This window comes from Chitinophagaceae bacterium (assembly GCA_030053935.1).
Classification (GTDB): domain Bacteria; phylum Bacteroidota; class Bacteroidia; order Cytophagales; family JASGCU01; genus JASGCU01.
Genome location: JASGCU010000068.1, coordinates 1 through 12,702 on the forward strand (window position 1 = coordinate 1; position 12,702 = coordinate 12,702).

5 protein-coding genes are annotated in these 12,702 nt (G+C 32.5%); all 5 read left to right on the forward strand.

From position 1 onward, the window contains the following. The first annotated feature begins 247 nt into the window (after nucleotides 1-247). Nucleotides 248-4,348: an FG-GAP-like repeat-containing protein gene (locus QM536_07345; GenBank protein ID MDI9356818.1), complete on the forward strand. Its 4,101-nt coding sequence runs from the start codon at nucleotides 248-250 to the stop codon at nucleotides 4,346-4,348. A gap of 431 nt (nucleotides 4,349-4,779) precedes the next feature. Continuing rightward, nucleotides 4,780-8,817 (forward strand): FG-GAP-like repeat-containing protein, encoded by a 4,038-nt coding sequence (locus tag QM536_07350; GenBank protein MDI9356819.1) that lies wholly within the window; start codon nucleotides 4,780-4,782, stop codon nucleotides 8,815-8,817. A gap of 247 nt (nucleotides 8,818-9,064) precedes the next feature. Then, nucleotides 9,065-10,360 carry a malic enzyme-like NAD(P)-binding protein gene (locus QM536_07355; protein ID MDI9356820.1) on the forward strand — a complete coding sequence of 432 codons (1,296 nt, stop codon included), beginning with the start codon at nucleotides 9,065-9,067 and terminating at the stop codon, nucleotides 10,358-10,360. A 6-nt stretch (nucleotides 10,361-10,366) separates the two neighbouring features. Beyond that, nucleotides 10,367-11,506, forward strand: a complete 1,140-nt coding sequence (locus tag QM536_07360) for an efflux RND transporter periplasmic adaptor subunit (GenBank protein MDI9356821.1) — start codon at nucleotides 10,367-10,369, stop codon at nucleotides 11,504-11,506. Beyond that, the gene (locus QM536_07365) at nucleotides 11,503-12,576 is read left to right on the forward strand and encodes a BamA/TamA family outer membrane protein (protein ID MDI9356822.1); all 1,074 of its coding nucleotides are present in this window, start codon (nucleotides 11,503-11,505) and stop codon (nucleotides 12,574-12,576) included. Before QM536_07360 ends, QM536_07365 begins: the two co-directional genes overlap by 4 nt. Nucleotides 12,577-12,702: the final 126 nt, after the last annotated feature.

Below are 12,702 nucleotides of genomic sequence, written 5' to 3' on the forward strand. Positions count from 1 at the left end.
TATAAGCATTTATTTATAAAAAAACACAAATAAAAAACTAATATTATCTACATATTTAAAAAATCTTTAATAAAAAAGTATATTATACCATATTATAAAATATGTACAACGTATTCCCATCAAGAACGCGTACGGTATTTTTATTTTTGAAAGAAAAAAGTTGAATACAGATACTTGGTTTTTGAGAAATAGTGTAAACATATTTTTTTTAATTAATTATTAATTTTATTTAATACCAAATTTAAAAATGAAAAGTAATTTTTTTGAATTAGTGAAAATGCTGTGTATTATAGCATCTATATCCTTTTCAGCCCAAGCACAGCTGACCGAATTTACAGGTAGTAGTTTTATACAACTATCGTATGCTACCAGTAGCTGGGGAGATATAGATAATGATGGAGATTTAGATCTCTTTATTTCTGGAGAAGACACTGTTAGAAGAAGATTGGTGAATGATACAACCAGGATAAGAACAGTAACAGCGAAACTCTATAGAAATGATGGAGGAACAAGCTTCTCTGCAATACCTAGCTCTGTACGAGGAGTAATGTACGGATCGAGTAATTTTTTAGATTACGATAATGATGGTAATCTTGACCTTTTTATAGTAGGCAGAAATGATGCTAGTTGGAGTGAAATCCCAAAGGGGGCAAGTAAGCTTTATGTAGCTTACCTTACTAATACCAGTATTGCATCACTCTATAAAGGAGATGGACAAGGAGGATTCAATGAAGTATTTCCAGGCACATTTAGAGGTGTACAAAACGGAGGAACAAGCGCCGTAGGAGACTACGATAATGATGGAGATGTGGATATTTTTGTTGCGGGAGCAAACCAATCGCAAGATTTGACAGCTCTCTTATATAGAAATGATGGAGAAATGGGTTTTTTTGTAGATACAAGACCAGAATTTTCCTCACTGAAAGTTGTAGGGCTCGCAGCAGCATCTTTTATAGATATAAATAAAGATGGATACTTGGACTTATTTTATTCAGGATATACCCAGGAATTTGGATCCAAGTCTTATCTTTATATTAATAACAATGGAGACGGTTATTCTTTAGCACAAGATTCATTAGGAGCTCCAGAGCCTGCGCTTGCTTTTGCTGACTATGATAAAAATGGAAGTATAGATAGATTTTTAGATGGAAATATAACTCAAGTGGCAACTGGCGTAGAACTCATAACTAACGTTTTAGATAGCATAGACGGATTTTATGGCGATAGCCTTTATAGAACAATTTATAAAAAATCCTTTTATAGAGATAGATTTTCAGATAGATTTCGATATAATAAAAATCGATTTTATAACGGAGTTACAAAAAAAGATTTTTCAATACCACGTGTATACGGTTCCCCAAGTGCTGTTTTTACAGATATTGATAATGACGGAAATATAGAACTGCTCATAGCTGGAATAGATACTTCTAATCAAACACCAATAACACATATTTATGAATACAATAATACAACATTTAGTAAGATATCATCAAATTTAGCAGGAGTATTCGGCTCTGATATAAGTATTGCCGATGTAAATAAAGATGGAAAGGTAGATGTATTATTATCAGGAATAAATAATAGAGGAAATAATATTACTAAATTATACATAAATACAGGAACTTCAACCAATACAGTACCTACAAAACCAATAGGATTAACTTTTATTTCAGATTCTTTGAAACTCAGATGGACTCCATCTACAGATGAGCAAGGAAATAATAATATTACTTATTCAGTAGAGGTAGATATTGCAGGCAGCATTACGGGAATACCAAAAATAACAACAAGAGGAGATTTTCAAACTCATTTTGCATATATCAATAAATTATCTTCGGGAGAATATTCTGCAAGAGTCCAAGCAATAGATTTAAATGGTGCAGGGTCTGAATGGTCTGATGAAGTCTTTTTTACTATATATAAACCATACACGTTCCCAGCTAAAGACATAAAAAAAAAGGGAAATACAATTTTTTATACTGCTACATGGAAAGAAGAACCAAATGCTACTTCTATTATAGTCCAAACTTCTAATAGTATGGATTTTGCAAATGCAAATAATACTACTGTAACAGGACTTACTTCTAAAAAAATTACTTTTTCTAATCTTGGTAATAGTACTTCTTTCTATTACAGAATACAAATAACAACAGGAAACGATACTTTTACATCTAATGTTCAAAGTTTTACACTAAAAACCATAGCAGAAACTTCGGTAGATGTCTTCACAGGAGTTGTAGCACCAGGAAGTACTTTTGGAGATTATGATAAAGATGGTGATTTAGATTTATTAGTAACAGGAGGATATGGAGAAAATAAAATATCTGCAAAACTCTATAAAAACGAGGGAGATGGAGAATATACAGAAGTATCGGATACCAATTTTGAAGCGGTAAAAAATGGATCTTCTAATATGATAGATATAGATAACGATGGCGACTTAGATATTTTCATAACAGGAGATAATGATACAACAGTAGGTCTCTTCGTAAACGGAAGTAGTAGGATTTCACAAGTATATAGAAATGATAGTAGAGGAGAAACCACTCTCTTTATACCTATTTTTACAGACGTGTTTGAAGGAGTAGGTCCTTCTAATAGCAATTTTACTGATTGGGATAACGATGGGGACTTAGATCTTTTCTTATTTGGTTTTAATGCTAATACTGAATCTATATCCAGAGTTTATCAGAATAATAGAACAGGATTTGAATTATTAAATATCCCGTTTAAAAAAATTCAAAGTATTACGAATAGTTCCACTATCACAGGAGATTATGACAATGACGGTGACTTAGATTTCTTGGTAACAACTGATATATTAAGAAAAGATGTTTCTGAAGTAGTCAACCCTGTTACATTACTGTATAGAAATGATGGAGGAACTGCTTTTGTAGAACAAACAGGAAGTAATTTCCCTTTCACTACTCTGATAGGAACATCAGCCGATTTTGGTGACTATAATAATGATGGATATTTAGATCTGATTGTGTCTGGAATGTTATTTAAAGATAGTATTATTAATATTAGCCGTATCCGTGCTCAGACAATTCTCTATACAAATAACCGAGGGTCAAGCTTTATAGCAGATACAACTACTTTTCAAGGGTTAGGGATTTATGACCCCGTAAATATTTTTGGAGACTTTAATAACGATGGATATTCTGACTTGCTTTTATCAGGGTCTAAATTTGATATTGATACAGCGTATGGACGAATTTCAAGAACACAAAGTACGCGTCTTTATTTTAATAATAGAGGAAGTTTTTCTCGAACAAATGTAGATTCTACTACTTTTGCAGGAGTAGGTACAAGAGCAAGTGTAAATTTCGGTGATATAGACAATGACGATGATTTAGATATATTTGTAGCTGGTTATAATTCACTATTAGGTCCTATTGCAAAGATGTATCATAATAACGGAACTGTTTTTAATACGAAACCAGGTGTAGTAATTTTGAACGATGTAGCTAATATAACTGAAGCAAGTATACCAGCAAATGGTACCATTCCCGTGAGATTTTCATGGACACCTTCTGTAGATGCAAATCAAACAAATGGACTGTCATATAATATCTATGTAGGAGAAAAAACTAATAAAAACAGTATCGTATCCTCCAATTCTGATATGAGTGTAACAAAATCAGGTATGCGTTCTGTTGTCAGTCGTGGATCTATACAAGGAACTTCTTATACTCTTTCTCTTTCTTTGCAAAAAGGAAAAAAATATTATTGGAGTGTTCAGGCGATAGATGCATCTTTTGCAGGTGGAGAATGGGCACAAGAAGACAGTTTTGAAATAGGAAACATATCCAACAAAATGAATCAAATCATTACCTTTACAACGATACCTACACAAACATTTTCGGGAACAAATATTACTATCCCATTATTTGCTACTTCTACATCTGGATTACTTGTAAGCTTTAGTAGTGCTAATACTTTTGTCTCTGTAAGTGGAAACACTCTTACTATAAGAGGAGGAGGTACAGCAGTTATTACGGCATACCAAGAAGGAAATGAAATCTATAATGCAGCAACACCTACGAATCAAAATGTTGTTGTAAACGGCAACCTACTAAATCAGCTTACTTCTATAGAAAAAAATAATTCTCTTATAAAGATATATCCAAATCCTGTAAAGAACGGTTTTTATATAGAAGTAGATAAAACATTAGTAGATAAAAAATACTATCAATTGATGAGTATGAATGGACAAAAAGTTATCAACGGATATTTCACAGATTCTCGGATCCAAATTCCTACTATAAAACCAGGATATTATATACTACTTGTTTTTGATAATTACGGAGGACTTTTACAAAAGGAAAAAATAAAAATAGAATAATTTTTTAGTATTTATTTAAATAATAAAAGAGAGAGGGATGCTTCCTCTCTCTTTTTATTTTTAAACCCTAACTATTCAAAAATACGTATTAGTATATTACAAAAAAACAATCAAAAAAATGACTAAAATTTAAAAATGAAGAGTTTTCTTGCAGACATTAAATAATTACCTATTTATTAAAAATTATAAGCATTTATTTATAAAAAAACACAAATAAAAAACTAATATTATCTACATATTTAAAAAATCTTTAATAAAAAAGTATATTATACCATATTATAAAATATGTACAACGTATTCCCATCAAGAACGCGTACGGTATTTTTATTTTTGAAAGAAAAAAGTTGAATACAGATACTTGGTTTTTGAGAAATAGTGTAAACATATTTTTTTTAATTAATTATTAATTTTATTTAATACCAAATTTAAAAATGAAAAGTAATTTTTTTGAATTAGTGAAAATGCTGTGTATTATAGCATCTATATCCTTTTCAGCCCAAGCACAGCTGACCGAATTTACAGGTAGTAGTTTTATACAACTATCGTATGCTACCAGTAGCTGGGGAGATATAGATAATGATGGAGATTTAGATCTCTTTATTTCTGGAGAAGACACTGTTAGAAGAAGATTGGTGAATGATACAACCAGGATAAGAACAGTAACAGCGAAACTCTATAGAAATGATGGGGGAACAAGCTTCTCTGCAATACCTAGCTCTGTACGAGGAGTAATGTATGGCTCGAGTAATTTTTTAGATTATGATAATGATGGTAATCTTGACCTTTTTATAGTAGGCAGAAATGACTCTAGTTGGACTAATATTCCAAGTGCAGCAACGGATCTAATAGGATTAGGATACTTTGTTAATACCCCTATTGCATCACTGTATAAAGGAGATGGACAAGGGGGATTCAATGAAGTATTTCCAGGCACATTTAGAGGTGTGCAATACGGAGGAACAAGTGCCGTAGGAGACTATGATAATGATGGAGACATAGATATTTTTGTTGCGGGAACAAACCAATTTCAAGATGTTACAGCTCTCTTATATAGAAATGATGGGAAAAGAGGTTTTTTTGTAGATACAAGACCAGGATTTTACTCACTGAAAGGTGTAGGAGCCGCAGCAGGATCTTTTATAGATATAAATAAAGACGGATATTTAGACTTATTTTATTCAGGATATAACAAAGAATTTGGATCCAGGTCTTATCTTTATATTAATAGCAATGGAGACGGTTATTCTTTAGCACAAGATTCATTAGGTGCCCCAGATCCCGCACTTGCTTTTGCTGATTACGATAAAAATGGAAGTATAGATAGATTTTTAGATGGGAGTATATCTCGAATTTTAGATGGAACGGATAGATTTTTAGATAAATATAGATATAATAAAAAACGATTTTATAACGGAGTTACAAAAAAAGATTTTTTAATACCCCGTTTAGACGATTCTCCAAGTGCGGTTTTCACAGATATTGATAATGATGGAAAGATAGAGCTGCTCATAGCCGGAAGAGATACTTCTAATCAAACACCAATAACACATATTTATGAATATAATGATACAACATTTAGTAAGATACCATCAAATTTAACAGGAGTAAAACAATCTGATATAAGTATTGCTGATGTAAATAAAGATGGAAAGATAGATGTATTATTATCAGGAATAAATAATAGCGGCAATAATATTACTAAATTATATTTAAATACGGACACTTCAACGAACACAAAACCTACAAAACCAATAGGATTAACTTTTATTTCTGATTCTTTGAAACTCAGATGGACCCCATCTACAGATGAGCAAGGAAATAATAATATTACTTATTCATTAGATGTAGATATTGCAGACAGCATTACGGGAATACGAAAAATAGCAACAAGAGGAGATTTTCAAACTCATTTTGCATATATAAATAAATTATCTTCGGGAGTATATTCTGCAAGAGTCCAAGCAATAGATTTAAATTATGCAGGGTCTGAATGGTCTGATGAAGTGGTTTTTACTATATATAAACCATATGCCTTCCCCGCTAAAGACATAAGAAAAAAGGGAAATACAATTTTTTATACGGCTACATGGGGAGAAGAACCAAATGCTACTTCTATTATAGTCCAAACTTCTAATAGTATTGATTTTACAAATGCAAATAATACTAATGTAACAGGACTTACTTCTAAAAAAATTACTTTTTCTAATCTTGGTAATAGTACTTCTTTCTATTACAGAATACAAATAACAACAGGAAACGATACTTTTACATCTAATGTTCAAAGTTTTACACTAAAAACCATAGCAGAAACTTCGGTAGATGTCTTCACAGGAGTTGTAGCACCAGGAAGTACTTTTGGAGATTATGATAAAGATGGTGATTTAGATTTATTAGTAACAGGAGGATATGGAGAAAATAAAATATCTGCAAAACTCTATAAAAACGAGGGAGATGGAGAATATACAGAAGTATCGGATACCAATTTTGAAGCGGTAAAAAATGGATCTTCTAATATGATAGATATAGATAACGATGGCGACTTAGATATTTTCATAACAGGAGATAATGATACAACAGTAGGTCTCTTCGTAAACGGAAGTAGTAGGATTTCACAAGTATATAGAAATGATAGTAGAGGAGAAACCACTCTCTTTATACCTATTTTTACAGACGTGTTTGAAGGAGTAGGTCCTTCTAATAGCAATTTTACTGATTGGGATAACGATGGGGACTTAGATCTTTTCTTATTTGGTTTTAATGCTAATACTGAATCTATATCCAGAGTTTATCAGAATAATAGAACAGGATTTGAATTATTAAATATCCCGTTTAAAAAAATTCAAAGTATTACGAATAGTTCCACTATCACAGGAGATTATGATAATGACGGTGACTTAGACCTCTTTGTAGCATCTGATACATTAGAAAGAGATACTTCTGAAGTAGGCAACCCCGTATCGCTATATAGAAATGACGGAGGAACTGCTTTTGTGGAACAAACAGGAAGTAATTTCCCTTTCTCTCCTATGCTCGGAACATCTACTGATTTCGGTGATTATAATAATGACGGATATTTAGATTTGGTTGTGAGTGGATTAACCTCTGATTTTATTAATATTTTTAACTATGATGATATTAATACTGCTGATATTAATATTACTAAAAATTTTCGTCCCCGTACAATTCTCTATAAAAATAACGGAGGATCGAGTTTTACAGCAGATACAACTACTTTTCAAAAATTAGGAATTAATGCTTCCGTAAGTATTTTTGGAGATTTTAATAACGATGGATATTCTGACTTATTTTTATCAGGGTCTAAAATTGATTCATTTGGTGGACAATTTTTAATAACAGCAAGTGCTCGTCTCTACTTTAACAATAGAGGAAGTTTTTCTCTCACAAATGTAGATTCTACTACTTTTGCAGGAGCAGGCATAAAAGCAGGTGCAAATTTCGGTGATATAGATAATGACGATGATTTAGATATATTCTTAGCTGGTTGGAATCCTTTATCTGGACCTATTGCAAAGATGTATCGTAATAATGGAAATGTTTTTAATACGAAACCAGGTATAGTAACTTTGAACGATGTAGCTAATATAACTGAAGCAAATGTACCCGCAAACGGTATGATTCCCGTGAGGTTTTCATGGACACCTTCTGTAGATGCAAATCAAACAAATGGACTGTCATATAATATCTATGTAGGAGAAAAAACTAACAAAAACAGTATTAGATCTTCCAATTCCGATATGAGTGTAGCAAAATCAGGTTTGCGTTCTGTTGTTAGCCGCGGAACTATACAAGGAACTTCTTGTACTCTTTCTTTGCAAAAAGGAAAAAGATATTATTGGAGTGTTCAGGCAATAGATGCATCTTTTGCAGGTGGAGAATGGGCACAAGAAGACAGTTTTGATGTAGGAAACATATCCAACAAAATGAATCAAGTCATTACCTTTACAACGATACCTACACAAACATTTTCGGGAACAAATATTACTATCCCATTATTTGCTACTTCTACATCTGGATTACTTGTAAGCTTTAGTAGTGCTAATACTTTTGTCTCTGTAAGTGGAAACACTCTTACTATAAGAGGAGGAGGTACAGCAGTTATTACGGCATACCAAGAAGGAAATGAAATCTATAATGCAGCAACACCTACGAATCAAAATGTTGTTGTAAACGGCAACCTACTAAATCAGCTTACTTCTATAGAAAAAAATAATTCTCTTATAAAGATATATCCAAATCCTGTAAAGAACGGTTTTTATATAGAAGTAGATAAAACATTAGTAGATAAAAAATACTATCAATTGATGAGCATGAATGGACAAAAAGTTATGAATGGGTATTTTACAGATTCTCGTATACAAGTTTCTACTGTAAAACCAGGATATTATATACTACTTATTTTTGATAATTCAGGTGGACTTTTAAAAAAGGAAAAAATAAAAATAGAATAGTTTTTTAGTATTTATTTAAATTAATAAAAGGAGGGGGGGGAACCTCTCTCTCTTTATTTTTAAACCCTAACTATTTAAAAATACGTATTAGTATATTACAAAAAAACAATCAAAAAAATGACTAAAATTTAAAAATGAAGAGTTTTCTTTCCGATACTAATATTATAAAAAAATATTTTAACCATATTTCAAAAAGAGTACTAAACGCACCGTTGTCAATCTTTCACAATTAAAAAATAAAAACAAAATGAGAACAAAAAAAAAACAACACAATGCTTTAGAATACCATTCTCAATTTCCTGCGGGTAAAATAGAAGTTATTTCTACGAAAAGGGTCAAAAATCAGAAAGACCTATCCTTCGCTTATTCCCCAGGCGTAGCCGAACCTTGTTTAGAGATATATAGAGAAAAAGAAAATGTTTATAAATATACATCTAAGGGAAACCTAGTGGCAGTTATCTCTAATGGAACAGCAGTTTTAGGATTAGGAGATATTGGAGCAGAAGCTTCCAAGCCCGTTATGGAGGGAAAAGGAATACTATTCAAAAAATTTGCAGGCATAGATGTATTTGATATAGAAATTAATGAAAAAAGACCAGACAAATTTATAGAAATAGTAAAGTCATTGGAACCCACTTTTGGAGGAATAAATTTAGAAGACATAAAAGCTCCCGAATGTTTTCAGATAGAAGAAGAACTCAAAAAACAAATGAATATACCCGTCATGCATGATGACCAACATGGGACTGCTATCATAAGTTCCGCCGCTCTTTTAAATGCTTTAGAAATCGCCCATAAAAAAATAAATTCTATCAAAGTAGTTATTTTAGGCGCAGGGGCTGCAGGCATTTCTTGTGCTGATATGTATGTTTCTTTGGGAATGACAAAAGATAATATACTTATGTTTGATAGTAAAGGTCTTATTCATAGTTCTCGAGAAGATTTAAACACTATGAAACAAAAATATGTTGTCAATGGAAAACAACTCACTCTAAAAGAAGCAATAAAAGATGCCGATATGTTTTTAGGCCTTTCCTCTGCCGACCAAATAACTCCCGATATGCTTTTGTCGATGGCTGATAACCCTATAGTATTTGCCTTAGCAAATCCCGATCCTGAAATTTCCTACCCCGTTGCTATATCCACTCGAAAAGATATTATTATGGCAACCGGAAGAAGCGATTACCCAAACCAAGTGAATAATGCTTTAGGATTCCCCTATATTTTTAGAGGCGCTTTGGATGTGAGAGCTCTTCATATAAATGAAGAAATGAAACTTGCGGCAGCAAAGTCCATTGCAGCACTAGCCCAAGAAACTATTTTAGAATCTATAATAAAAATATATAAAAAAGAAAATATATTCTTTGGAAAAAATTACCTTATCCCGAAAATTATAGATCCCCGTTTGATAAGCACTGTATCTCCAGCAGTCGCAAAAGCTGCTATGCAATCGGGCATTGCTAAAAATCATATTCAAGATTGGGAACATTACCAACAACAATTACAAATGAGAGTAGGAAATAGAAAAAAACAGATCTTTTAAGATACTATGAAATACCTATCTCTCTTATTGCTCTTGATTTTGAACGGATGTTCTGAAGTTTCTACCGAAAAAAAAACACAAACACTTCCTCTCCATACTTTTTTGGAAGAAACAAATACCATAAAACTCACTCATGAACAAGCAAATTCTCTAAAAATAGAGACAGCACGTTTAGAGAAAAGACAGGTATATTCTCTCATAAGAGCAAGTGGTAAAATAGATCTCCCTCCCGAAAACAAAGTATCTATTCACGTTCCCATATCGGGTTATTTAGTAAGTATAAAACTGTTGCCCGGAATGGTGGTGAAGCAAAACCAAGTGTTAGCCGTTTTGCAGGATTATGCTTATATTCAGATACAAGAAGATTATTTATTAGCAAAAGCAGATTTAGAACTCACCCAGCAAGAATATATCCGACAAAAAGACCTCTTTGAAATGAAAGCAATAAGCGATAAAGTATTCTATCAGACAAAAAATACATTTTATACAAAAAAAATAAAATGGAACTCCCTTATCCAAAAACTATCTCTGCTCAATATAAACCACGAAAACCTCACCCAAGATAATATATCAAAAAATATAACTATTACTTCCCCAATAAATGGAATAGTGATGCGAGTCTTTGTGAATAAAGGGCAGTATATATCTTCTACAGAAACAATTGTAGAACTCATAAACACCGAAGATGTTCATCTCTCCCTGAAGGTATTTGAAAAAGATATACACGCCCTCAAAATAGGACAAAAAATTATTGCTTTTACCAATAATAATCCCGATCAAAAGCACGAATGCGAGATTATATTGATAAGTAAAAATATAGACACTGACGGAGTCGTAGAGGTTCATTGCCATTTCGTTGATTTTGACGCAAACATACTCGTCGGAATGTATATGAATGCAGAGATACACACAAAACCAGTCGATGCCTTTGCTATCCCCGAAAAAGCCATCGTAAACTTTGAAGGTAAGGACTATATTTTTACATCCGATGGGAACAACATTTTTCATGCGGTAGAAGTAGAAATTGGAAACAAAGAAGATGGTTTTGTGGAAATAAAAAATTATGCCCAACTTCTCAACAAAGATATTGTAGTGCAGAACAGTTATGATATTCTCATGGCTTTAAAGAATAAACCCGAAGAATGATTCCACGAAGAATGCTCGTTAAGATTCTCTGCTTATCCTGTTTTTTCATTCTTTTCTCTACAATAATTACTCTCTCCCAAGATAAAAAAAAACCAAAAAAGGTAAACATACTCCCCGTGCCTACTTTTGGAAATAGCCCCGAAACAAATTTTTATATAGGAGCTGTCACTCTATTCACAATCCGTCTTCACCAAGATTCTTCTTGTAGAACCTCTAACGCCAAAATAGAAATCCAATACACATGGAACAAACAAATCATCGTAGAATCGGGATGGAACATATTTACAGAAAAAGAAAGATATTTTTTCAGCGGTCTTATTCACCTCTCCCGCTATCCCGACTTATACTACGGAATCGGAGCATATATTTCAGAACAAGATAAAATAGTTTTCCAAAGCAACCGAATACTCTTTGAAACATACAATTTCAAAAGAATAGGAAATAACTTGTTTGCAGGCATATCCACAAGATATATCAACTACTCGGATATACTGCCCACAAAAAAACTCTATCCCGAACTCCAAAATACATCTCATATAGGAATTGGGGTTGCTTTGTTAAGAGACACACGCAATAACCTTTTGGGCGCATCCACAGGAAGCTACGTTTCCTTTCTCAGCTCCGCTAATTTTTCAGGGAAATTCTATAACAAATCCTCCTTAGATGTCCGATACTATAAGACATTAGGAAACAAGATTACCCTTGCCACAAAATTATTCCAAGAATGTAATTTTGGAAACGTCCCTTTTTACGATTATGCCTATTTGGGTGGAGATAAATTGGTAAGAGGGTATTACTATGGCAAATTCCGAGACAAAATACTGCACTCTTTACAAGTAGAAATCAGAAGTATACTCTTTTGGAGAATCGGAATGGCTGTTTTTGGAGGAACCTCTCTTTTGTATTCTATGGATACAAAATATCTTTCTCACAACAATATAAAATATAACATGGGAGCGGGATTAAGGTTTGTGGTAGATAGAAAAGAGAACATACACTTTCGCTGTGACTATGCGATAGGGGAGGACGGGAACAACGGATTTTACATTGCCTTCGGGGAATCTTTTTGAAACTCTCCTGTACATTGCGATAAGGATAGGGTATTATTAATGTAAGAGGAGTTCTAACAATTCAAATCCTAAAAACTGTATCATTTTTTTTGAAGAAATCAATTTTTAGAACCCACCTATTATATT

Coding starts and splice junctions, on each gene's coding strand:
- QM536_07345 (MDI9356818.1), top strand. CDS start 248: ATGAAAAGTAATTTTTTTGAATTAGTGAAAATGCTGTGTATTATAGCA.
- QM536_07350 (MDI9356819.1), top strand. CDS start 4,780: ATGAAAAGTAATTTTTTTGAATTAGTGAAAATGCTGTGTATTATAGCA.
- QM536_07355 (MDI9356820.1), top strand. CDS start 9,065: ATGAGAACAAAAAAAAAACAACACAATGCTTTAGAATACCATTCTCAA.
- QM536_07360 (MDI9356821.1), top strand. CDS start 10,367: ATGAAATACCTATCTCTCTTATTGCTCTTGATTTTGAACGGATGTTCT.
- QM536_07365 (MDI9356822.1), top strand. CDS start 11,503: ATGATTCCACGAAGAATGCTCGTTAAGATTCTCTGCTTATCCTGTTTT.